Genomic DNA, 23596 nt, shown 5'->3' on the forward strand with positions numbered 1-23596 from the left:
CGATTTCATTACTTATACAAGCCCCTACAATAATGTATGCACGGCTTGTATAAACATGTCACCTCTTTGTTCGAAGGTGCTGTATTGATCCCAGCTCGCACATGCGGGGGACAGTAAAACAACATCATCAACATCCGAGAGATGATATGCCTTTTCAACAGCATCTTTCATACTTTCTGCAGTTTCGATAACCGAAACACCTGCTTCGCGAGCCGCACGGGTCAATTTTGCCTGTGTTTCACCGATAAGAACCGCACCTTTTACATTTTCCATATACGGTTTCAAATCATCAAATACATTGCCCCGGTCAAGCCCGCCGGCAATCAGTACAATAGGTTGTTTGAATGAAGATAATGCTTTTTGGGTAGCCAGCACATTCGTTGCTTTCGAATCGTTATAAAACAATCGACCATTGACACTGGTGACAAACTGAAGTCTGTGATGCACTCCCTTAAATGTCGTTAACACATTGAAAATAGCTTGATTGGAAACACCGCTCAATTTAGCTGCACAGATGGCGGCAAGAATATTTTCTAAATTGTGCGCTCCCGGAAGCACGATATTTTTTTTCTCGATGAGCTTTTCGTTTTTAAAATAAACACTTGTATCGTCTGTCCATGCACCATTTGTAACACTTTTTTTCAGCGAAAATGGTACTTTGGCTGATTTCGCTTCTTTAACAGCTTCTGAAACAGTGGTGTTATCCGCATTATAAATTAGGAAATCGTCTTCGGTCTGATTTATAAATATGTTGCACTTAGCATTTTTATAGTTTTCAAATGTTTTATGATAATCAAGATGAGCCTCAAAAATATTCAGCAGGACAGCAATGCGGGGTTTAAACGTTTGGACTCCCAGCAATTGAAATGAGGACAACTCGAGCACCATTCGCTCATCTTTTTCCAGCGACTGCACAATTTCTGTAGCTGCATAACCTATATTTCCTGCAATTTTTGCTGGCTTTTGACTTTCATTCAGCATTTCAGCTGTCAACGTTGTCGTTGTTGTCTTTCCGTTCGATCCTGTTATCCCAATCATGTCCGACGTTGATAGATTACCGGCAAGTTCAACCTCCGTTATAATTGGAATTTTCCGCCTAAGCGCTTCTTCCAACAGAGGCATCTCATAAGGGATGCCCGGATTCTTTACGATGATTTCAATGTCATCCAGTACTGATAGCGGATGAGAACCGGTGATCACTTCTGCCCCGAGTACCATTAACTCCCGGGCATCATCATCGGTTTGACTTGTATTTTTATCATTCACCCGTACGTATTTTCCGTTTTGCAACAAAAGTTTGGCAGCGGCAGATCCGCTTTTCGCCAATCCTAATACGAGTACATGACGATAGGGAAAATTTATTAGTTCCTTCAAGCTATCCACACCTCAATATAAACCCCGAGCGCTGCAAAAATCAGGCCTATCAGCCAGAAAGTTGCCACCACACGCCACTCTGACCATCCCAATAATTCATAGTGATGGTGTAACGGGCTCATTTTAAATACACGTTTGCCTCTTGTCTTGTAAGATATAACCTGTATAATGACCGACAATGTTTCAATTACAAATACCCCACCGATAACAACCAATATTATTTCGAGTTTTGTCAAAATGGCGATCGCAGCAAGTGCACCACCGAGCGCCAGTGAACCAGTATCTCCCATGAATACTTTAGCAGGATGTGCATTGAACACTAAAAAGCCTAGCAGTGCTCCGACTGCTGCCAATGAAAAGATCATAACTTCGCTTTGCGGGAATCCATACCAGGCTAATATACCAAACGCTCCGAATGCTATCGCTGCAGTGCCTGCGAGCAGCCCATCCAGTCCATCAGTCAAGTTCACGGCGTTGGAAGCTCCCACGAGCATAAGAATGGTCAGCAAAGCGTAGCCCCATCCCAACTCCCATTGAATGGATGTTCCAGGGATTTGAATATAAGTGGCATAATCATTAACATGCAAAATAAAATAAAAAACAAGTGCTATCCCCAATTGACCGATCATTTTTTGTTTTGACGTTAATCCAAGATTACGTTTCATAGCAACTTTAATAAAATCATCTAAAAAACCCAAAATACCGTACCCTGCCATCACAAAAATAAGGAGCCACATTTCATAGCCCATTGATTCAGTATTATATTTGCCCGTCATAATAATTGTCGTAATAATGACGCTTATAACAATCATGATGCCGCCCATCGTCGGTGTTCCTGTCTTTTTAATATGTGACTTTGGACCCTCTTCCCGAATGCTTTGACCAAACTTCAAACGACGTAAAAATGGAATGAAAATTGGTGACAAAAGGACGGTAATCAGAAATGCTATTGCAATTGTCAACATTAGAACGTATATATTCACTAATTTTCCTCCTCTTACAGCAACCGTCCATGCCTAATTTGCAGAAGCTTCATTCACAAATGTTTCAAGCTTCATACCCCTCGAAGCTTTGAATAAGATTAATGTTCCCTCATTAATATAGTCTTTTAAAGCTGCGGATAATTCTTCTCTGGAAGTAAAATGTCTGCAATCAATTGATTGATGCTGCGTTTTCACACGTGATGTAATCTCCCGCGAGTCTTCCCCAATGGTAAACACTGCATCCACCGAGTCATCAATGCTTTCGGCGACAGTTTGATGAAGGGATTTCGATTGATCACCCAGTTCAAACATATCACCCAAAACAAGTACCTTTTGCTTGAAACCATCGAGTGTTTTAACAACATCAACACTCGCTTTCATTGAGGTCGGTGATGCGTTATAGGCGTCGTTGATGATTGACGCTCCATTCTTCCCATCGATCATTTCAAACCGCATTGAAGTTAATTCCAGTTCGGTCAGCGCTTGTTTAATTTTTGTTATTTCAATTCCTAAGCGTTTTGCAATGGTGACTGCGAAGGCGGCATTCAGCGCATGATGACTTCCCAGCAATGGGAGTTTATATTCCTCACCGGTTGCAAGCTGAAATTGTGTAGAATCCTGAAAAAGTTTAACATTTTTTATGTGGACATCGTTCGTATATTCAAAACCACAGGTAATAACATGCTTCTGATGACGGCACTGCCTCAATAGTATTTCGTCGCCATCAATTAATAAGTGTCCATCATTGTTCATTCCCTGAGCAATTTCCAGCTTTGCCTCAGCAATGCCCTCTCTTGAACCTAAATTTTCGATGTGTGATTCGCCGATATTCGTAATGACGGCATAATCCGGTTTTGCTAATTTACTTAGGGATTCAATTTCACCGGGATGATTCATGCCCATCTCCACTACTAAAACTTTTGTATCAGAGGGCATCGATAGAATGGTCAATGGCACACCGATATGATTATTTAAATTGCCTTTCGTATAATGCGTTTTAATCGATGGCGAAAGGACGGCGGCAATCAAATCCTTAGTCGTTGTCTTGCCATTGGATCCCGTCACACCAATCACCGTCGGGGCGACGCTTTCACGATAGGATTGCGCAAGCTGCTGCATGGCAGCCAGCGTGTCATTAACATAAAACAACGGAAAATCATCCGGCAAAAAATCAGGCACCGCTTTTCGTTTATCCCATATGGCCGCAACCGCTCCCTGGTTATATGCCTCTTCCATATAATGATGACCATCAAACTTCTCACCAATTATCGGTATAAAGAGTGACTTATCTGTTTTTTTTCGGCTGTCAGTCGTTACTTCATTTATATAGATTGAATCACTTGCATGTTCATTAACATTATCAAAAATAGCACCGAGCCATTTTGTCGTAAATAACATTCCCTGATTCTCCTTAATGTTCCTGGCTTAAAAAGCGATCACGATCCAGTGTTTTGCCAAAAGGAACGCCACCGGACCGGATGTTTTCCGCCTTTTTACGAATCTTTTTGCTTAATTGCTTCTTTTGCTACTAAGCGATCATCAAAATCATACCGCGTTTGACCGATTTCCTGATAGGGTTCATGCCCTTTTCCGGCAATTAAAATGATATCGCCTTTTTCAGCCTTATCGACCGCATAAAAAATAGCATCCCGGCGATTTTCAATCACTTTGTAATGGTCCTCTTCAAGGCCATTTATCATATCGTTTAAAATAGCATGCGGGTCTTCTGTACGCGGATTATCGGAAGTGAAAATGGCCTCATCAGCGTACTGCATGGCAATGGAAGCCATAAGTGGGCGTTTTGATGTGTCACGGTCACCGCCACAGCCAACCACAACATACACGTTGTTTTCGGCAAATTCTTTAATCGTCTGCATAACGTTTTCCAAAGAATCAGGTGTATGAGCATAGTCCACGAGTGTGGCAAATTCCTGTTCATCATCAACCGGCTGAAAACGGCCATCAACACCTTCAATTGATTCAAATGCCGTCTTGATTGTGTCGAGTGGCACACCTGCGCTGACAGCAGCTGCCCCTGCAGCAAGCATATTATAGACATTAAATTTACCGATAAGCGTACTGGTTATATCAATTGATCCAACCGGCGTCTCCATTGTAAACGCTGTTTTCGTTACTTCAAGGTTAATGTTTACAGCCTTTACCTGTGCATCACGTTGAAGGCCATACGTGATAACATGCTGTGCAGTGCTTTTTTCCAGGAATAAATGATGCGGGTCATCGTGATTAATGACTGCAAATTTCGTACGCTCATCATTATAATTATTCCCTAACTGGGCAAACAAAAGACTTTTTGCATGCAGATATTCTTTCATGTCTGCATGATAGTCCAAATGGTCCTGGGATAAGTTAGTGAATACAGCAATATCAAACTCACACCCATCGGATCTCCCCATATCAAGCGCATGTGAGGAAACTTCCATGATAGCAGTTTCAACTTCTTCCTCTTTCATCTTAAAAAATGACCTTTGTAAACTCAGTGCATCGGGCGTCGTATTATGAACAGGGTATGCCTCATCGCCGATTTTCATCTGGATGGTCCCGATTACTCCTGTTTTTCGATTATATTGGTTAAAAATTGATTCAAGTAAATAAGTTGTAGTTGTCTTCCCGTTCGTGCCGGTCACACCGATTAGCGGCATGTCATGTGTGGGATAACCATAAAACTTTGCAGCAAGCATCGCCATTGATTTAGTAGTATCAGCAACACGTATAACCGGCACTTGGGCATTTATATCTTTTTCCGCAAGAATGGCCACAGCGCCATTGTCCACGGCCTGAGTGACAAACTCATGGCCATCAACTGTAAAACCTTCAATACAAATAAATAAGCTTCCTTCATCAATTTCTCTGGAATCTGCTTCGATTTGATTAATTGATATGTCCTCAATAGATGCTGACACGTTATAAAATGGCAGCACTGATAGTAACTTCGATAAATTCATTACAAACACCCTATTCTAATTTATACTTCAACTGTCAACATGTTCCCCTTTAAGTCACATCTAAACTGACTCTCGGGTCCGGGATTGTTGGAGTCACACTCAGCAAATTAAACCACACCACTGAATGTATTATAGCAGATTTATAACTTGTTCACGATCAATTTTTATCGGATAGATATATTCTGACTGTTTCCCCTTGTTCGAGCTTTGTGCCAGGGCTTGGCGCCTGGTCGATAATATAATCACCGGAACCGCTCGATTCAATCGATAGTGTCGTCTGGTACTCAGTCAGTTCCTTAGTCTTCAGTCCAGTCAAATCCGGAACTTCAACTTTTGGCTGTTCAGGCCAAACATAGTCTTTATCAGGACCTTCCTCGCTCGGCTCTACCCCCATAGCACGCAGACTGTCTCCTATGATTGTTCCGACAATTGGTGCGGCAACTACACCGCCAAACTGTACGGTGTCTTTCGGGTTATCAATGGCAACATAAACGACAATTTCCGGGTCATCAGCAGGAGCGAATCCCATAAAAGATACGACGTAATTATTCGCCATATAATTGCCGTCAGGGCCGACTTTTTGGGCTGTACCTGTTTTGCCGCCAACGCGATAACCATCCACGTAGGCCGGTCGTCCGGTCCCTTTTGCCACAACACTCTCAAGCGCATAGCGAATTTCTTCGGAAGTGGATTCAGATATCACATTTTCTTTTAATGTTGGCTTAACTTCATCAACCACTTCACTGGTCTTTGGGTCCACCCATTCTTTGGCAATATAAGGTTCATATAACTCACCGCCGTTAACGGCAGCGGCTACAGCCATCACTTGTTGTATTGGCGTCACCGAAACACCCTGCCCGAACGATGTTGTACCAAGCTCAACCGGACCGATGTTATCTGGTTCAAATAAAATCCCATTTTCTTCGCCACGAAGATCAATCCCGGTTTTCTGGCCAAACCCGAAGTCTTCAATGTAACTGAATAACTTTTCTTTACCAAGCTCGGTACCCATCTCTACAAAACCAGGGTTACACGAATTTTGAACCACTTCCAGATAACTTTGGTGACCATGTCCGCCGCTTTTCCAGCAGTGCAATTCCGTTCCGCCTACTGAAATATCGCCATCATCATGAAAATGATCATTTTCAAGGTCCACCGTGTTCTCTTCCAAGGCAGATGCCAATGTAATAATTTTAAATGTGGATCCTGGCTCAAAGGTACTCCATATTGGCAAATTCCGGTCGTATATCTCTGAGTTCACATTTTGATAATCTTCAGGATGAAAATTAGGACGTGAAGCCATCCCCATAACACCACCCGTGTCAGGATCTACAGCAATTGCCATAGCACCATCGGGATTATAACGCGACTCAGCAAGGTCCAGTTCGCGCTCCATTATCGTTTGGACTCTGGAATCAATCGTCGTTTTCAAATTTAGCCCATCTTCGGGTGACTTATAATCATCTGCCAATTGTTCCAGCTCTTTACCCTTAGCATCAGAGTAAAAAGATAAACTTCCTTCCTCTCCGCTCAAACGATCATTATAAAACAGCTCAAGCCCCGTTAGTCCTTGATTATCAATTCCGGCAAACCCTAAAACATGTGATAAATAATCATCAAAAGGATAATGGCGTTTCGAATCCTTCGCAAGATAAACACCATCCAAATTTAATCTTCTGAAAGCCGATTCCTGTTCTTCCGTTATCTTTCGGCCTTCGGGGTGAATACGTGTGTAGACAGCATCTTCAGTGACATAATCATAGGCAACTTGTTCAGATATATTCAATACATCCGCGATGTCATTTGCTGTCTTCTGGGGGTCTTTCACTTGTTGGGGAACAACAATAACTGAAGGAGCAGACACATTTTCTGCCAGCACTTCTCCCTCCCTGTCCAATATTTTGCCACGTTCGGGCTCAAACGTTATATCCCTGCTCCATGATTCATCGGCAAGTTTCATCAGATCATCGCCTATTACAAATTGGACATACCCGAGCCGCACGTCAATAATTGTAAAAAACAACAGACCAATCAAAAAAACCGTGATGATTCGCTTTCGTACAGTAACTGAAGATACACGTTTCATTTTCTTTCCCCTTTTCGTATTCATACATAGGCTTGTATCCACTATATGAACACAAAAAAAAGAATAGAACATGACTGTAACAGCAAAAGCGTGCCAACTTCCGCAAAGTTTGGCACGCTTCTGTTCCTGTTAATTAGTCGGTTGAATCATTGGATTCCTCTTCTGTTTCTTCATCTGTGGTTTCTGTCTCAGCATTTGGCGGTTCCAGTTCAACCCCTAAATAATCACCTTGTTTGAGCGGTGTACCTTCTTCAATACTTTGTGTCTTAACGTAACCATACCCCATTGGTTCAACCTTCAACCCAACCAAATCTGATAATTCAAGAACGTCCCGCAGTGACCAACCAATGATGTTCACCATTTCCGGTGCATCTGTTACCAGAATAAGTCTGTCTCCAGGCAGCAGTTTTTCACCTTTAGCTGCACTCGCTTTTTTAATCGTATTTCCCGAACCTATAACTGAAACCTTTATGCCACTGTCGGCTAATTTTTTCTTAACCTCAGCTGTTTTTTGATCAATGATTTGCGGTAATTCTACATAATCTACTTGTTCAGAAGCTTCTTTATCAGGTTCGATATTGAGATATTGCAAGCTGTTTTTCATGACATTTTTGAATATGAATGAAAGAGGAGCCGAACCGGTTTCGGTTGCCTCGATGTCAGGCTTTTTAACGGATACATACATCATCAGCTGCGGGTCTTCTTTCGGCGCCATGCCAAGAAATGAGTACATGTGATTGCCATGGCCCGACAGGTAGCTTCCATTTTCAGAGATTTGGGCTGTTCCCGTTTTGCCTGCAACTGAATAGTCTTCAAGATTGTATTCTTTGCCGGTTCCATGTTCAGATGTAATGACTGAGCCCAGCAAATCCATCACTTGATCGGATGTCTCTTCTGAAATTGGTTCCGAAATAACCTCAGGCGATTTTTCTTGTATTGGTTTACCAGAATTTGGGTTTTCTGTTTTTGAAATAACATACGGTTTAACCATTTTCCCGTCATTTGCTATCGCTGTTGCAGCTTTCATTTGCTGAATTGGCGTAACGGTGCTTGCTTGACCAAAGGATGTTGTGATTTTATCCCGCGGGTAGTTATAAACAAGCTGTCCAGCTTCTTCTCCCGGCAAATCAATGCCCGTTTTTTCATCAAAATCAAATGCGTTCCAGTAATCCAGGTAGGTCTCTGTACCGATTTTTTCCCATACAAGCTTAGAAGCTGCCACATTTGAAGAGCGGGCAAACCCTTCATCATATGTTATCGAACCCCAGCCTTCACCGCCATTATGGTCTCTGACTGCACTCACGCGGTCACTGATTTTATACTTGCCCGATTCAAACCATTCATCACCTTTATACACACCCTCTTCAATCGCAGCCGCCCACGTGAACATCTTTACAGTGGAGCCAGGTTCAACAGGTGTGGAAATTGCATCATTGTACCAATTCTCGACGCTTTCCAATTCATTCGGATTATAGCTTGGCCTGTTACTCATCGCCAGCACTTCACCGGTTTTTGGATCCATAACAATAGCGGTCATTCGCTCGGGGCTATATTCTTTATCCATTTGCGTCATGACATCTTCGAGAAGCGTCTGGACTTTCTGATCAATTGTCAAATAAACATTTCCGCCATTTTCCGGCTGCTTAACCACTTCATTTGGGTTCAGCAACTTCGTATTATATTGATCACGTTCGTACGAAATAGACCCATTTTCCCCGCTTAGCAGCTCATTCATTTCGTTTTCAATCCCAGTTACACCACTGATGGTGTTTTCATTCTTTTGTGCAAAGCCGATGATTTGGGAAGCAAACATGCCGTTTGGGTAATAACGAATAGGCTCTTCAGTAAATTCAATACCGGGCAGGTCCAATGCCTCAATCTCTTCCTTAGTATCCTGTGAGATTTCTTTCCCTGCATTCCCGAACTCCACTTGAAATTGGTCATTATTAATGCCTTCATTCAGCTGTTCAAGTAAATATTGTTTATCGGCATTCAACAAAGGAGCCAGCTTTTCCGCAGTTTTTTCCGGGTCAACGACATGCAATGGCTCCTCTTCATCCTGTGTATACGATTCGCTGGTAATTGCCTGAATGCGGTATGTAGGGCGATCATAAGCTAATGTCATACCATTTCGATCATAAATCTCACCGCGTTCCGCATCAAGGGTGTAGGATGCAGTTCGCTTCTCTTCAGCCAACTGTTCTAAAGACACGCCATCAATTTCACCAGTTGCCTGAATATAAAGAAACCTCCCTGATATGAGTAAAAATATGCCAACAAACAACACAATCAGAATCCCGGTCATGATGTTGGTGTTCCTGTTTTTCTTCATGACTCATCCGCCTTGTTTAGTTAGTGTTAAAAGCTGTTGCCTGTTTAACTTGGGCATCTTGTATTTTCAAGCCATTTTCTTTAGCGATTCGAATAATTCTTTCAGGTCGCTCTAATTGCTTTTTTTCATAAACAAGTCCTTCATTGGCAACTTCCTGCTGCTCGACTTTTTGATTAAGTGACTCCACATCCCTGTTCAGTGCATCTGTTGCGGAAGCAAATGTTACGACATAAATACAGACCGCTATCAGCATAAAAGCTGTCAGCGAATACAAGACCTTCTCACCCTTTGTTATCCAGCTTTTCTTCCGGACTTTAACTAATTGCTGTTGGTCTTGCTCTTGTACATTTGACGCATACGATTTTTCCCAGCTTCGTGCCAGATTCTCGTTCATGACTTTTTCCACCCTTCTTCAAATGTGAAATCTTCATGCCATTCTCCTGTTTTTTCGACAATCCTTAGCTTGGCTGACCGTGAGCGGCGATTTTCATCGAGTTCATCCTCGCTTGGTACAATCGGTTTTTTATTTACCAGTTTAAACGGCGCCTGATGATCATCCGGTATTATTGGCAAGTTACGCGGGACCGGTTTGGCAGTTGTCCATTTTCGGAATGCTTGCTTGCAGATCCTGTCTTCCAGTGAATGGAATGTTATAACGGCGATTCTTCCATTAATTCCAATGTTTCTTGCTGCTTGATGAAGTGCGTCATTGAATGCCGCTAATTCGTCATTGACAGTAATTCGTAACGCCTGAAATATTCGCTTTGCCGGGTGTCCGCCCTTTCGACGCGCCGGCGCCGGGATAGCCTTTTTTATAATTTCAACCAGCTGAAATGTTGTATCGATCGATTGGTTTTTTCTCGCGTTTTCAATTTCTCGGGCGATTTGTTTAGAAAATTTTTCCTCACCGTAACCGAAAAATACTTTTACTAACTGATTATACGGCCACTCATTTACAATTTTATGTGCGTCAAGATGCTGAGCCTGATTCATGCGCATATCCAGCTTCGCATCGTGCTGATAGCTGAACCCTCTTTCTCCACGGTCCAGCTGGGGCGAAGAAACACCAAGATCGAACAAAATACCATCAGCTTTAGTGATTTGATGCGTCACGAATGTTTCTTCCAGCTGCCTGAAATTTGCCTGAACAAAAAGCGTCCGGTCATGATGCTGCTGTAACTTTTTCCGTGCAGCATCCAAAGCTTCATGATCCTGATCCATAGCAACGAGCAAACCCGCCTCGCTTAATTGGGACACAATGCGTTCTGCATGACCGCCGCCGCCAACTGTGCAATCAACATATGTACCATCAGACTTGATTGCCAGCCCATCGATGACTTCTTCTTCTAATACGCTGTAGTGATCGAACATTAATTACACCTGGTTTCTGTCTTTTCATTTACCTACTATCAATCAAATATCAAAATCCATCAGGTTCTCGGCAATTTCACCGAATGATTCTTCTGAGTCATTGAAATAGTCTTGCCAGTTTTCGTCAGCCCAGAATTCAACCCGATTGGACACGCCTATGACAACACATTCCTTATCCAAAGCAGCATAATTCCTCAGTGGCTGGGGTATGTTTATTCTCCCCTGCTTATCTACTTCACATTCAACGGCTCCAGAGAAGAAAAATCTTGTAAATGCACGGGCGTCTTTTTTCGTAAGCGGGAGTTTTTTTAACTTTTCTTCAAGTATTTTCCATTCATCCATTGGATAGGCGAACAAACATTTGTCCAGTCCACGGGTGACAACAAAATTGTCTCCAAGCTCCTCCCGAAACTTGGCGGGCACAATAATTCTTCCTTTGGTATCGATATTGTGCTGGAATTCACCCATGAACATAAAGTCCGCCCCACTTTCTTATAACACATGTTACCACATTCCCCCACTATTCACCACCAAAACTTTAAAATTTTGTATAAAACATTTCAAACTGGTTCACTCTTTGTAAGTTAAATATTATCGGCCAGATGTGTTTCACAAGCGCAACAGACTGTTTTTCGGCATAAAAAAAACCACCTTCTGCCACATATTGAATAAATGTGGTAGAAGGTGGAGGGTTCACCATCATAAATAAACTGCATGATGATCATCCTGGAAAGAACACGGTTCCCGGACGATCTTTTTTATAAAATCAATACCATTAGCATTGAGCCAAAACAATGGATTCCAGATACGTTCCTGCAATCCATTATAAGGATGCACCGCTTGATGGACCTGGTCAAATTCAAGCAGCTGTTTACTGTAATCTTCTTCAATCGTTTTTATAATACGGTTTTCGAGATAAGAAATATTCTCGTTTAAATAATATAAATTTTTATCTGCTAAATCCCCTAAATCAGAACGTGTTTCCCGGGCAAGTTCCCGTAATGGCTCGTGCACATTGCCAACAGCCCGTCGCACTTCTGAGGCTACCTGATGGATAGGTGCGCTGCTTTGAGAAGCGAGCCATTTTGTTTTGAACGCGTCGGTTCCCTGGTTAATCGCTTCCTCAGCGGATATGCCGTATTTTTGCATTGATTTATCGATATGGCGGTCGATAAACGTCAGGGAAAGCCGGGGCAGAACCGGCGGCATTTCCAGACCGATCGCATGGAAGGCTGACTTTAAAGCTGACCAATAACCCACTTCGCCTGGTCCCCCGATAAATGCAAGCGTAGGAAATAAAAGCTCCTGCATAACCGGTCTTGTCACAACATTGTTGCTTAAGAGTCCCGGGTGATGTCTGGCTGTTTCTTTCATTTCTTCAGTGGTCATGCTGATTTCGTTCTGTTTCCCTGACCAATCACCATCAGAGTGTCGTACCATTAATACCCGATCATTGTCTTTGTGGTAGAAAAGATGTGCTTCGTCAGGTGCTGCTTCAAGCGAAATCGTGTAACCTTTTTGATTCAGCTGTTGTATCGATGTATAGACGCCGCGACTGATTTCCTGCTGATTTTCAATCAACGTTATAAAATGGTCGCGTTCGATGTCACGCAGTTCCTCAGCACCGGAATCAACCAGAATTATTCCTTCTTCACCGAACAATTGATAAACCACTTGCACAAAAAAATCAACATATGAAGAAGAACGATCTAAACAATTGCAAACCGTCTCATATAAAGTTTTGGTGTGTTCAGTTTCGGTAAGCTGTTGAAATAACTCATCAATCCATTGAACCGCAGCATCCTTATCAATCTCAACATCTGAAACGGAGGTTTTATCGGTGACTTTTTGACTCAATATATGTTTCGTGAAACCATTCTCGTTTTGAACATGAATATGGTTAATTTCATCAAAATCATGATCTTCACCGGCGACCCAAAAAACGGGTATAACAGGAACTTCAAGTTTCTCCTCCTGCTGCTCAGCCATCTGGATAATTGATATAATCTTGTTAATCGTATACATTGGCCCGGTGAGAAGTCCCGCCTGCTGACCCCCGATCACTACAACACTGTTTTCATCTTTAAGACGTTCAATATTTTGATATGTATGCTGTGGCGCATTCCACCGCTTATTCATATTGGTCAACACCTCTGCAAGCTGGTCACGGTCGATTTGCTTTTGCTTGAGTTGCTGCCTTCTGGTTAGATACGTTTCCTCAGAATATGGATCATAGTCAAAATGCTCTAAAATAGTTGAATCCTGCCTTCGATAATCATCGATTAGTGCATTTTGCTTTTGTAATTTAATTGGTGTGATGTGCATATGTCTATGCTCCTTTTACCGTAATCAAAACTATCCATTATGATTGTACATAAATCAGTATAGGTTTGCACCCATTCTGTTTATTAACGCTTACTTCGAAGTTGAAGATGTTATATTATGTATACAAAAACACCAATTAAAACCAGAAGAACATAAAGCAAAAGAAAAATTAAAAAGCAGGCACGCCAAAAGACTTTAAACACCCTATTAAAAACAACTTCAGTATATCTTTTCCACTGAAACACCACAATAACAGTAAACATACTTAGCAGCAGTACAATGATATAGCTTAGGAACGATCTGCCAACAATTGTCTCCAACATTGCGAGCACTGCAATAATGTAAAAAAGTGTTGTCCAATTCACAGCAGCATGAACGGCTCTACGTTCATTCCTATTCAGTTTTTTGCTGGCAAAATAAACAGCAGCGGTTGCCATAAAAGGTATGGTAATGAGGATGCCCATAATATAAACAATTATATCCCATATCATATTCGGTCATTAATTCCCTTCTGCAAATCCGTATTTTTCTAAAGTGTCCAACACAGAGAAAGGAATTTATTGCTGAAAACGCATAATTATTATTCGCTTTCATTCCATTCCCAGTCTTTTTATATTATAATTAATAATGGAGGAATTCTAAATACCTTTGTTTTGGGGGGCTGAAAAAATGACGAATAATAATATACAAGTTGAAAGACTCCTAATTAATTATAAAACATTGGAGCAGTTTAAACGTTTCAAAGAATATGGCAACCAGGAGCTTTCAATGCTGGAAGACTTTCAGAACAATATTATTGAAAACAATAGTGAATCACCATTTTACGGGATTTATATCGGCCATAATTTAATAGCACGCATGAGTTTATATAGAGTCCGCGCCAAATATGATAATTACTTCGACCCACCTCAGGATTATCTGGAACTGTGGAAGCTTGAAGTGTTACCTGATTATCGGGGGAGATATTATGGAAAAGCTCTCGTTGATTTTGCCAAAAGCTTCGAGCTGCCGATTAAAACAAACCCGCGAATCAACTCACATAATTTTTGGGAAAAAATGGGCTTCCAAAAAGCTCAATATGACATGGAAAGGGACCGGGGCGAGAATCCTCTTATCTGGATGCCTGAAGGTGTTGAAGAAAAAGACACCGGTCAATAATATAATCGTAAAGTATCATGACTATAACATAATAAAGACATGAATGGCGGATTAACTGGCATTCATGTCTCTTTTTTTATTTTTCTTGTTCATTAACCCAATTCCATAGCTTCCCCATTTCTTCCCAAGCCTGCTCGTATCGTGTCAGCTGTTTCTTCAACGCTTCATTTTCCTGAACCAGCTTTTTATGTGCTGCCTCAAGACTTTCCGGTAATACGGGGTCTTCCACCGATGGGCTTGTGCGTATTTTTTCAAGAAGCGAGATAGCAGCCGCAAGCGGGTCTTCGGCAGCTACAGTTTTTGACTCGTAATGCGTTAATGTTTTTTGGCGGTTATTACGCTTTCTGTCTTCTTTAGCACTTTCAATAGCCTCCTCGTAATGTTTTCTGATGGAGGCGTTCCAGCGGAAGCCACATGCTGCTGATGTTCTTGATAACCTTTCCGCTACCTCTTTAAACGCTTCAAGCTGCGTCTTACCTTCCCTTATATGACGTAGGACAGTTTCTGCCAATAATATATCTTCATCTTGTGTCCATGCATCCTGCCGTGTTGCATTCATAACACACCCCTCCTAACACTTTTGCTATCAATGTATGCAAAAGATAGGGGTAATAGACTTGTTCAGACACAAAATTTTCATGATAGATCGGAAATGCTTATTTGCGTGAGAAAAACTGCTTAACTGCTTCCTTGTGTTCGGCAGTTTCCCATAGATTAGCACAATTTCTCACCTCTTCATCCATTTGAGCAGAAAGCGGTAAAATAGAAATTTGACGTAAATATTGGTTTTTCAGTACCTTCATCTGTTCAACTGATTTAGCAAGATACGGTTTTAATAAGATTCCCCTGTCTTTCCATTCATCTTCAGAAGCTATACTGTGGACCCAGCCCTTAGTCCGCAAGTATTCCGCTTCATAAATTTTTGCTTCCATAAGCCATTGAAACGCAAAAACAGACGCAACTTTTTCATATAACAGTCTCCCGCCACCCCATCCGGGTGTGATACCAAGCTTTGTCTGCACAAAGCCAAAACGGGTCCCGCTTCTTGCAATACGAAAATCGCACGCAGTGGCAATTTCACAGCCACCGCCCCTTGCATCACCATTTAATAAACATATAACCGGGACGGGAAATGATGCGATTTTGTAGAGTACCTCTTTCATTGGATATAACACTGAAAACGCCTCTTCAGTATCCAAATCGCCATGCAAATCGGTTAGATCTCCACCCGCACAAAACATCCGGTCACCGGAAGCTGTGATAATCAGAAATTTGATTGATTGCTGTTTTGCCTTATTGAGCGCTTCACTGAAGGATTGGGTCATCTCATTTGAAATTGCATTCATTTTTTCCGGCCGGTTCAGCGTTATCTCGCCATAACCTTGCTCATCATATCGGTATGTGACTAATTCGGACATCTGCTCATTCTCCCTTTCCTGTTCATCGTTATATCTATCATACAATACAATCGTGATCGTACAAATTGCGGGCTCCACATTCACACAGAGAAAAGCAGCGTATATAAAAACAGATCACTTAATTCAGTGATCTGTTTCAGAGAAGCTTTAATTTGTGATTAGTCATTTGCTGCGACTTCTTTTCCATCATAATGCCCGCAAGATTTGCAAACATGATGCGGTTTTGTAAGTTCACCGCAATTTGAGCATTCAACCAGGCCGGGCGTGTGCAATTTTTTATGCGTGCGACGTTGGTTTTTCACCTTTTTTGACGTTCTTCTTTTTGGTACTGCCATCACTTACACCTCCTTCAAATGAAACCATTTCTACTTTTCTTCTTTATCATCCAATAAAGATTCCAGTTTCTTTAAACGCGGGTCTGGTTTTGATTCCTTTTGCTCCTCAGATACAAACTCCCAGCCTTCCCCTTCTGTAGGGGCTTGTTTTTTTGCATTGGCGTCATCCGAAAATACACGATACGGAACATCCAATAAAATATTTTCCTTGATCAAGGGAGTTAAGTCAAGTACCTCCCCATCGATTGGATGAATTTCGTCATCGGAGTCATCATCCTCATAAGGTGACTCAGAAAACACTTCGACTGTATTGATATCAAATGTATAAGGCACATCGGCCAATGTGCGGGCACAAGGAAGAATCATCCTGCCGTCAATATTTAAGGTGAATATAATTTCTTCACCCTGATCTGACGCATTTCCATGTACGTGGACCGAACCGATTTGCCGGATATCATTATTCATTGATTCCAGTTCTGAAACATCAACCTGTTCATCGAACGTAAAAGGTTCGTTCCCTGAATTTTTTTTAATTTGTCCTAACGAAATTTTCATATTATCACCTCAAGGCAACAAGAGTAATTTTAAAAGGAAAAAGCAGTTTTGTCAACATTTTTTCTTTACACGCCAGCTTATAATGAGTCTACCCTTTTAGTTCTTAACCAATTATGCATATACATCCTTTTTTGGTACAATTAATAGCAACTTGAAAGAGGGGCTGAGACCATGCAAGCTTGTGGCTTAATAGTTGAATATAATCCATTTCATAATGGTCATGCTTATCATATACAAGAATCCAGGAAAACATCCGGCGCTGATTGTATCATAGCTGTTATGAGTGGCTCGTTTCTGCAGCGTGGTGAGCCAGCTATCATTGATAAGTTTCACCGGACGAAAGCTGCGTTATCAGCCGGGGTTGATGTTGTACTTGAGCTGCCTTACCTCTACGCTGTCCAGAGCAGTGATTTATTCGCTGAGGGGGCTGTCAAGACACTCTATAAGGCAGGTGTTTCAACCATCTGTTTCGGCAGTGAGTCTGGTGATATCTCTTATTTCATTCATGGCTATCACGCACTTAAAAATAATCAGGCAACTTATCAAACGGCACTGCATGAACAACTCGATAAGGGCACATCGTTCCCTGAAGCCAGCCGCCTGGCTTATAAACAAGTTGGATTAACCACCGACAAGATGGATTTGGCAAAACCAAACAACATCCTTGGATTCGGCTATGTGAAATCAATAATGGATAATGAGCTGCCAATCGAACCCTTAACCATTAACCGGATAAAAAGCAATTACCATGACCAAACGATCACTGGATCTATCGCAAGTGCAACAAGCATCCGTGAAGAGCTTTTAAACTCAGGTGAGCTGACAAAGCAAGCGCAGAGTGCACTTCCGGAAGAAACCATCTCCCAGCTGCTGCATTATAAACAAATGGCAAATAGCTGGCATTCGTGGGAGCAGTATTTCGGCTTAGTGCAATATCGCGTAATGACGATGTCAACTGGAGAACTTGCGGCCATCCATGGTGTAGATGAAGGACTTGAATATCGGATTAAAAAATACGCAAACAACGTCACATCCTTTCATGAATGGATGCGTGCCATTAAAACCAAACGTTACACATGGACCAGATTGCAACGTGTTTTCGCTCATATTTTAACCAATACTGCTAAAGCAGAGATGAGCCAAGTAAAAGCTGACCCATCAGTTCCTTATGTGAGACTTCTTGGCATGACCAAAAAAGGTCAGGAATATTTAAATTCCCGAAAGAAACAAATGGATGTGCCACTGATCACAGCACTTAACCAAACGAACGACACAATGGCTCAAACAGAGGAAAAAGCAAGCAGCGCTTATTACAGTATACTGCCACCTCGTAAGCGAAATGAATTTCGACGGCAAGAACTTCAGCCGCCGATTATGATTTAATTTAAAGAGGCTGGGACAAAAGGTTTGAAAGTAAAGGAAAAGACGAACGATTATTAGGAAAGGAAGCGGGATACACCGCTCCGGAAATATGCTTCGCTTTCCGCGGGCGGCTGGTGAGCCAACTCGTGCCAAGGCACTTCCTTGTCTCACCTATGCCTCTCTTCCCGCAGGAGTCTACGCATATTTCCTCCGCTAAGCTTCATTATCGTTCGTCTTTTATATTGGATATATAAGTTATGTCCCAACCTCTTTTTGGCACCTAGTGGTTTATGTTTGGGCAGGTTCAAGGTTTTGCAAATAATCCAAGGCGTCTTGAAACGTATTAACAGGAACAATTTTCATATCGGTACCGATCTCTTCAGCTGTTTTTACAGCATTCTCATAGTTCGAATCTTCAGCCTCCTTGTTATCGGAAGCAAAAAAGACATCACAGCCTTCCCTGTCTGCAGCAATCACCTTTTTATCGACACCGCCAATCTGATGCACATTTCCTTGATAATCCACCTCGCCGGTCCCGGCGATTTCATACCCTTTTGTTAGGTCTTCTTCAGTCAACTGATCATATATTTCCAAAGAAAACATTAAACCAGCGCTCGGACCTCCGATGCTGCCGCTGGAAAAGTTCACTTCAGGGTCAACTTCCACATTGCGGTCGGTTACAAGCTGGATGCCGACACCCGCTCTCTCATCCATATCCGGAAAAGCTTTTAGTTGAATACGCTTCTCAATTACCTCCTGCTCACGTTCGACTTTTACTGTAATCGTGTCCCCCGCCTGTTTGTTATCAACATAATCAATTAAATCATTTGACTCATCGATTTCGTTTCCATCAATAGCCGTAATCCTGTCTCCTGTTTGTAAGACACCATCTGCCGGCATTCCGTCAATAACTGAGACAACATAGACACCCTTATAATCGATCGTAATGTCTTCTCCGGCCGCTTCATAAGCTACAACGGTTGAAGCTTCCTGAGAACTTTCCATCATTTGCAGCTGAGCATGAAAGTATTCGTCTTCTGATACGCCTTCTGGTCTGACTTCACGCAGCGGCATTATCTCCTGATGGGGCATAACTTTAGCCATTATATATTGAACAGGAGTAGCTTGTCCTCCGCGAATCGTAACGAGGTGCATATCACCTTCGCTCTGATGCCCTTCCGCTACTTCAACTATTGCATTAAGTGCATCGGCGCCTCCCGGTTTATAGACATAAAAAGGGAGTTTGTATGCGGATATAAATAATGCGATAGCAACCACTAAAATCAGATAAATAATATGTTTTTTTGTAAATCTCAAGAATAATCACCTTTCCGTCCCAAAGCATTCAAAAGGTCGTGTCGCAAAAGTGTATGTCATAAAAACATATTGTATGTGCGTATATTGATATAGACTCGTACAACCAATCGAAACGACCACTCACGTTTAAATGCTGACGCTAATTGAGTGTAAAAAAATATAGAACTAGCATTATTTTACTACTTGTCAATTAAGAAGTACAGGATTCACAGATTCTACAGGGGGCTGCTCAATGGTACAAAAATTGAAAACATTGCTCTTGTCAGGCGTGACAACATTTATTGCATTTTGCCTGATTAAATATCCCGATCAATCATTAGAGGCGAGTATCAGGGGATTGAACATGTGGTGGGAAATCGTATTCCCTTCCCTCTTGCCATTTTTTATAACCGCCGAACTGCTGATTGGTTTCGGTTTTGTGAAATTTATTGGTGTGCTGTTTGAACCAATTATGCGCCCACTATTCAATGTTCCTGGATCAGGGAGTTTTGCTTGGGCAATGGGGATGGCAAGCGGTTATCCCACCGGGGCAAAAATATCAGCGCGTCTCCGCGAGGAAGGCCAATTAACCCAAATAGAAGCTGAGCGTCTTGTCTCCTTCACAAATGCATCAAGTCCTCTTTTTATATTCGGAGCTGTTTCAGTTGGTTTTTTTTATGATGTTAAGCTGGGGATTGTACTGGCTGCCTCTCATTATATTGGGAATGCGCTTGTCGGAGTATGTATGCGGTTTTACGGCAGACGGGCTGAACTGAAAGTACCAAAATCAAAGAAACCGTCAGCATCCATTATTCGAGCGTTCCGTGAAATGCATCGTACTAGAATTAACGACCCTCGGCCCTTTGGTAAAATCGTCGGTGATGCCGTGCTGAATTCAATTCAAACATTAGTGATGGTCGGCGGTTTTATTATTTTGTTCTCTGTTTTTACAAAACTTTTATATATTGCCGGCATTTCGCCAATTATTGCAACCCTGTTTCAGTATTTGCTACAAATTTTCATGCTGCCGGTTGATTTAGCTTTGCCTTTATTTTCAGGGTTATTTGAGATTACACTCGGTGCGAATTTAATTTCCCAGGAGAAATCCGCCAATTTACTGGAGAAAATCATCGTTGTCAGCTTTATACTGGGATTTAACGGTCTGTCGGTCCAAGCTCAGGTAGCAAGCATTCTTGCACCAACCGATATTCGATTTGCCCCATACTTTTTTGCAAGAATTCTCCACGGCATATTTGCGGCAATTTTGACAGCGTTGTTTTACACACCTTTATATTTAAATCGAACCTCTTTTGACTTTAAAGGGGTGCCTGTCTCAAATGGTGCTGACGAAGAATCGTGGCTTGCTGTCTTACACCGCCTGGCTGATTTAGGACCTTTTATAACATTGGTCGCTCTCGCTTTAGCCGGATTAATTTTGTTAAACAGGATTAAAAAAATTTAAAGAGGTCGGGATAAAAAAGATACATGGAAAAATCCGAATTAAGTGCAAATCACCCGCTCCATAAATACGCCCGGCGTTCATCTTTCCCAATGCTCTTTTTTGTTATTTCCCAACCTCTTTGATCATTTGTTATATTTAGACCTCAATGCTTTCTCAACTGGACCCGGCACCAGGTCGGCAACATCTGCTTTATATTTGGCAACCTCTTTAACAATACTCGAACTTAAAAAGGAGTACTGGTTGTTCGTCATCATAAAAAGTGTTTCGATGTTATCGTCCAACTTCCGGTTCATGGCTGTAATTTGCATTTCATATTCAAAATCGCTCACAGCACGCAACCCGCGTAATATAGCATCAGCCTTATGCTCACGCGCATAATCAATTAAAAGTCCATCACTCGTATCAACAGAGACATTTGGAAGATACCGTGTGCTTTCCTCCAAAAGTTCAACTCGCTCGTCAACTGTGAATAAAGGCGCCTTGGATTGGTTATTAAATACAGCAACAATCAATTCATCAAAAATTTTGGATCCTCGTTCAATGATATCTAAATGTCCATATGTAACCGGGTCAAAACTGCCCGGACAAATCGCCAATCGGTTCATTCAAACGCTCCCCTTTGCATTTTGATAGATGGTGATTCCCGTTGTGTCATTATACGCTTCCTGTTTCACTTTTGAAAACTGGCCGGGTGTTACGGGTAGTTGCTCTAAGCTATTGTGTTCGCAATAAATCAGGCCGCCCTCTTTTAGTAACCGGAGATCATAAATTAAGTCAAGCAACTCCTTGTAACTTACCAGTTGATAAGGCGGGTCCAGCAATATTAAATCAAAAGCCAACCCTCTTTTAAAGGCAGCGTTTAAAGCGCGAAAGGCATCTGTACGAAATACCTCGGCACGATGGTTCAACTTCAGTGCCTTAAGATTTTTATGAATGGTATGTATAGCTTTCGGATGCTTGTCCACGAATATGCCTTTGTTCATCCCCCTGCTTAATCCTTCTATTCCAAGTGCCCCGCTTCCGGCGAACAAATCAAGACAGTCTCCACCATTAAAGAAAGGCCCCAGAACCTGGAATACTGCCTCTTTCACTTTATCCGAAGTAGGTCTTGTTGTTTTTCCCGGAACTGATGCCAGCTGACGCCCTTTATGTATACCGGCAACCACACGCATACAACCACCTCAATAAGTTATAATAAGCGTATCTTTATAAATTCGCAAGTATCTGCCGCAAATCATTTAGAGAATTTATGTATATAAAACGTTCCACTGTCCATAATAACATAATGAAACAGCACAAAATTGCTTGGCTGTTTCTAAAACACGGAGAAGACTTACACTTCCCCATAAGTTCTTCCTCCGGTTTCTCCTCTCCCTTTGCCTTTTTGTTTTCTTACAAGAAAACAAAGGGACCTGCAGAAAAATATTCTGCAGGTTTTTTTCTATGCTATAAAAAAGGCGGTATAAAACAGAAAAAGCCTTTGCAGCTATAATATGTAATGCTGCAAAGGTCAAATTCCCATTTTGTAGTCATATTGTTTTGCTTTATCAGGCTTGGCGTTCTCGAAATTTGTCTGCAAATAAGGCTTATACGAACGGTCTACTTTTGAAACAAATGGCAATTTCAATAATTTGGTTTCCACCGTTTCAAGAATAGCCTGATCCACATAAATGACCGCATATTTCAGTTTTTTCGATGAATAAATCAAGTGTCCATAACGCTTAATGTGCCTAATATTCTTCATATGTTGAAACCAAACAATCAAACCTTGACGTTTCGTTCTCATTGCTTATCCTCACTAACATGATTTTTCAGTCAGTTTATCAGAATATCAGCCGTCCATCAAGATGCACTGCATCCGCATTTTCCGCCATGACCGCAACCAACATCGGTTAAAGCCGCACCGTCTTTTGGTGCTTTAATTTCATCGCTGACGCTGAAAGCAATATATTCGCTTATATCATCGAGCATTTTCTGTAAGTTGCGCTCGGCTATTTTAAACTCAGCTACTTTTTCATTCATGTCCATCTCACGTTTTGTCGTGCGCACTTTTTTCATGATCTCGTTATAATCAGGATGGTATCTCCCGAATCGCTGAACTTCTTCGTGCTGTTCTTTTATATCATTAAAAGCTTTAATCAGCTTTTGTGCTTCTGCATCTTCATCAAGAGCTTTCCGTGCACCTTGATAGGATTCCATGACATCAGATTTCAGGACCATCTTACTGACGACTTCCGAATGATCAAGAATATCGGCATATTCCAATGTTCCTATCATTGTCTCACCTCCACTCCTATCTTATCATGTAATCATGAAGATTAAAATAGGAGCAGAGCTAGTCTTTCATGATTTCGGTGAAATTAATCAGCATGTTGAGCATTTGTACGTGACTGCCGATTTTATCTACTTTCTGAGAGAACGTTTCACCATAAAAATATCTTGACGCCTTTTCAAGCTCATTGACCCTGGATGGCTCTCTGGTCAAGTAACGATACCAAATCGGATTAAGTCGGACAAAATGGGCGTATTTTGGGTTTTGCTGTAGATAATTGTGTACTGATGCCTGCATCAAACCA

The 23596-nt window shown here is 41.7% G+C and carries 25 protein-coding genes; 4 read left to right on the forward strand and 21 right to left on the reverse strand.

The window, feature by feature from the left end; translation table 11 throughout:
* Positions 1 to 24: 24 nt before the first annotated feature.
* The 11 genes from murD to BMZ22_RS07415 form a co-directional block, all read right to left on the reverse strand.
* Positions 25 to 1374: a UDP-N-acetylmuramoyl-L-alanine--D-glutamate ligase gene (murD, locus tag BMZ22_RS07365; RefSeq protein WP_090083718.1), complete on the reverse strand. Its 1350-nt coding sequence runs from the start codon at positions 1372 to 1374 to the stop codon at positions 25 to 27.
* Positions 1371 to 2339 (reverse strand): phospho-N-acetylmuramoyl-pentapeptide-transferase, encoded by a 969-nt coding sequence (gene mraY, locus BMZ22_RS07370; protein WP_425434274.1) that lies wholly within the window; start codon positions 2337 to 2339, stop codon positions 1371 to 1373. Before mraY ends, murD begins: the two co-directional genes overlap by 4 nt.
* Before the next feature lie 51 nt (positions 2340 to 2390).
* On the reverse strand, positions 2391 to 3755 hold the full coding sequence (locus tag BMZ22_RS07375) for a UDP-N-acetylmuramoyl-tripeptide--D-alanyl-D-alanine ligase (RefSeq protein ID WP_090083723.1): 1365 nt from the start codon (positions 3753 to 3755) through the stop codon (positions 2391 to 2393).
* A gap of 95 nt (positions 3756 to 3850) precedes the next feature.
* Entirely contained in the window at positions 3851 to 5320 is a 1470-nt protein-coding gene (locus BMZ22_RS07380; protein ID WP_090083727.1) for a UDP-N-acetylmuramoyl-L-alanyl-D-glutamate--2,6-diaminopimelate ligase, read from the reverse strand.
* A gap of 157 nt (positions 5321 to 5477) precedes the next feature.
* The gene (locus tag BMZ22_RS07385; protein WP_090083730.1) at positions 5478 to 7406 is read right to left on the reverse strand and encodes a stage V sporulation protein D; all 1929 of its coding nucleotides are present in this window, start codon (positions 7404 to 7406) and stop codon (positions 5478 to 5480) included.
* A 133-nt stretch (positions 7407 to 7539) separates the two neighbouring features.
* Positions 7540 to 9738 (reverse strand): penicillin-binding protein, encoded by a 2199-nt coding sequence (locus BMZ22_RS07390; RefSeq protein WP_090083733.1) that lies wholly within the window; start codon positions 9736 to 9738, stop codon positions 7540 to 7542.
* A 16-nt stretch (positions 9739 to 9754) separates the two neighbouring features.
* Positions 9755 to 10132 carry a cell division protein FtsL gene (gene ftsL, locus BMZ22_RS07395; protein ID WP_090083736.1) on the reverse strand — a complete coding sequence of 126 codons (378 nt, stop codon included), beginning with the start codon at positions 10130 to 10132 and terminating at the stop codon, positions 9755 to 9757.
* Positions 10129 to 11109 (reverse strand): 16S rRNA (cytosine(1402)-N(4))-methyltransferase RsmH, encoded by a 981-nt coding sequence (gene rsmH / locus BMZ22_RS07400; protein ID WP_090083738.1) that lies wholly within the window; start codon positions 11107 to 11109, stop codon positions 10129 to 10131. Before rsmH ends, ftsL begins: the two co-directional genes overlap by 4 nt.
* Before the next feature lie 42 nt (positions 11110 to 11151).
* Positions 11152 to 11583 (reverse strand): division/cell wall cluster transcriptional repressor MraZ, encoded by a 432-nt coding sequence (gene mraZ / locus BMZ22_RS07405; protein ID WP_090083741.1) that lies wholly within the window; start codon positions 11581 to 11583, stop codon positions 11152 to 11154.
* A gap of 225 nt (positions 11584 to 11808) precedes the next feature.
* Complete coding sequence (gene bshC, locus BMZ22_RS07410) at positions 11809 to 13434, reverse strand: bacillithiol biosynthesis cysteine-adding enzyme BshC (RefSeq protein ID WP_090083743.1); 1626 nt, start codon at positions 13432 to 13434, stop codon at positions 11809 to 11811.
* A gap of 110 nt (positions 13435 to 13544) precedes the next feature.
* Positions 13545 to 13925, reverse strand: coding sequence for a DUF3397 domain-containing protein (locus tag BMZ22_RS07415; RefSeq protein ID WP_090083746.1), 381 nt, complete (start codon positions 13923 to 13925; stop codon positions 13545 to 13547).
* Positions 13926 to 14103: 178 nt separating this feature from the next.
* On the opposite strand from BMZ22_RS07415, the gene BMZ22_RS07420 reads away from it, so the two are divergent.
* The gene (locus BMZ22_RS07420; RefSeq protein WP_090083749.1) at positions 14104 to 14592 is read left to right on the forward strand and encodes an N-acetyltransferase; all 489 of its coding nucleotides are present in this window, start codon (positions 14104 to 14106) and stop codon (positions 14590 to 14592) included.
* A gap of 76 nt (positions 14593 to 14668) precedes the next feature.
* Here the strand turns inward: BMZ22_RS07420 and BMZ22_RS07425 are convergent, their stop codons facing one another.
* The 4 genes from BMZ22_RS07425 to BMZ22_RS07440 all read right to left on the reverse strand — a co-directional run bounded on the left by BMZ22_RS07425 (position 14669) and on the right by BMZ22_RS07440 (position 16900).
* Positions 14669 to 15151 (reverse strand): RsfA family transcriptional regulator, encoded by a 483-nt coding sequence (locus BMZ22_RS07425; RefSeq protein ID WP_090083752.1) that lies wholly within the window; start codon positions 15149 to 15151, stop codon positions 14669 to 14671.
* Between the two features lie 97 nt (positions 15152 to 15248).
* Positions 15249 to 16010, reverse strand: a complete 762-nt coding sequence (locus tag BMZ22_RS07430; protein WP_090083754.1) for an enoyl-CoA hydratase/isomerase family protein — start codon at positions 16008 to 16010, stop codon at positions 15249 to 15251.
* Between the two features lie 158 nt (positions 16011 to 16168).
* Positions 16169 to 16345: a 50S ribosomal protein L32 gene (gene rpmF / locus BMZ22_RS07435; RefSeq protein ID WP_090083756.1), complete on the reverse strand. Its 177-nt coding sequence runs from the start codon at positions 16343 to 16345 to the stop codon at positions 16169 to 16171.
* 30 nt (positions 16346 to 16375) lie between these two features.
* Complete coding sequence (locus tag BMZ22_RS07440) at positions 16376 to 16900, reverse strand: YceD family protein (RefSeq protein ID WP_090083759.1); 525 nt, start codon at positions 16898 to 16900, stop codon at positions 16376 to 16378.
* A gap of 171 nt (positions 16901 to 17071) precedes the next feature.
* Between BMZ22_RS07440 and BMZ22_RS07445 the strand changes: the two genes are divergently transcribed.
* Positions 17072 to 18283, forward strand: a complete 1212-nt coding sequence (locus BMZ22_RS07445) for a nucleotidyltransferase (RefSeq protein WP_090083762.1) — start codon at positions 17072 to 17074, stop codon at positions 18281 to 18283.
* A 267-nt stretch (positions 18284 to 18550) separates the two neighbouring features.
* Here the strand turns inward: BMZ22_RS07445 and BMZ22_RS07450 are convergent, their stop codons facing one another.
* A complete protein-coding gene (locus BMZ22_RS07450; protein WP_090083765.1) occupies positions 18551 to 19579 on the reverse strand; it encodes a SepM family pheromone-processing serine protease in 1029 nt (342 codons plus the stop codon).
* Between the two features lie 232 nt (positions 19580 to 19811).
* On the opposite strand from BMZ22_RS07450, the gene ylbJ reads away from it, so the two are divergent.
* Positions 19812 to 21020 (forward strand): sporulation integral membrane protein YlbJ, encoded by a 1209-nt coding sequence (ylbJ, locus tag BMZ22_RS07455; protein WP_090083767.1) that lies wholly within the window; start codon positions 19812 to 19814, stop codon positions 21018 to 21020.
* A 122-nt stretch (positions 21021 to 21142) separates the two neighbouring features.
* Here the strand turns inward: ylbJ and coaD are convergent, their stop codons facing one another.
* Both coaD and rsmD read right to left on the reverse strand, forming a co-directional pair.
* Positions 21143 to 21625, reverse strand: coding sequence for a pantetheine-phosphate adenylyltransferase (coaD, locus tag BMZ22_RS07460; protein ID WP_090083770.1), 483 nt, complete (start codon positions 21623 to 21625; stop codon positions 21143 to 21145).
* Positions 21626 to 22192: a 16S rRNA (guanine(966)-N(2))-methyltransferase RsmD gene (gene rsmD / locus BMZ22_RS07465; RefSeq protein ID WP_090083773.1), complete on the reverse strand. Its 567-nt coding sequence runs from the start codon at positions 22190 to 22192 to the stop codon at positions 21626 to 21628.
* Between the two features lie 113 nt (positions 22193 to 22305).
* Here rsmD and BMZ22_RS17095 point away from each other — a divergent pair, with 113 nt between their 5' ends.
* Complete coding sequence (locus BMZ22_RS17095) at positions 22306 to 22512, forward strand: hypothetical protein (RefSeq protein WP_218144027.1); 207 nt, start codon at positions 22306 to 22308, stop codon at positions 22510 to 22512.
* A gap of 18 nt (positions 22513 to 22530) precedes the next feature.
* Here the strand turns inward: BMZ22_RS17095 and BMZ22_RS07470 are convergent, their stop codons facing one another.
* From BMZ22_RS07470 to BMZ22_RS07480, 3 genes are read right to left on the reverse strand one after another with little or no spacing between them, the layout of a single operon-like run.
* Positions 22531 to 22806, reverse strand: coding sequence for a YlbG family protein (locus tag BMZ22_RS07470; RefSeq protein WP_090083775.1), 276 nt, complete (start codon positions 22804 to 22806; stop codon positions 22531 to 22533).
* A 56-nt stretch (positions 22807 to 22862) separates the two neighbouring features.
* Positions 22863 to 23297: a YlbF/YmcA family competence regulator gene (locus tag BMZ22_RS07475; RefSeq protein ID WP_090083778.1), complete on the reverse strand. Its 435-nt coding sequence runs from the start codon at positions 23295 to 23297 to the stop codon at positions 22863 to 22865.
* A 58-nt stretch (positions 23298 to 23355) separates the two neighbouring features.
* Positions 23356 to 23589 (reverse strand): YlbE-like family protein, encoded by a 234-nt coding sequence (locus BMZ22_RS07480; protein WP_090083781.1) that lies wholly within the window; start codon positions 23587 to 23589, stop codon positions 23356 to 23358.
* Between the last annotated feature and the right edge of the window lie 7 nt (positions 23590 to 23596).

It is taken from the genome of Lentibacillus persicus, from assembly GCF_900112705.1.
GTDB classification, from domain to species: Bacteria; Bacillota; Bacilli; order Bacillales; family Amphibacillaceae; genus Lentibacillus; species Lentibacillus persicus.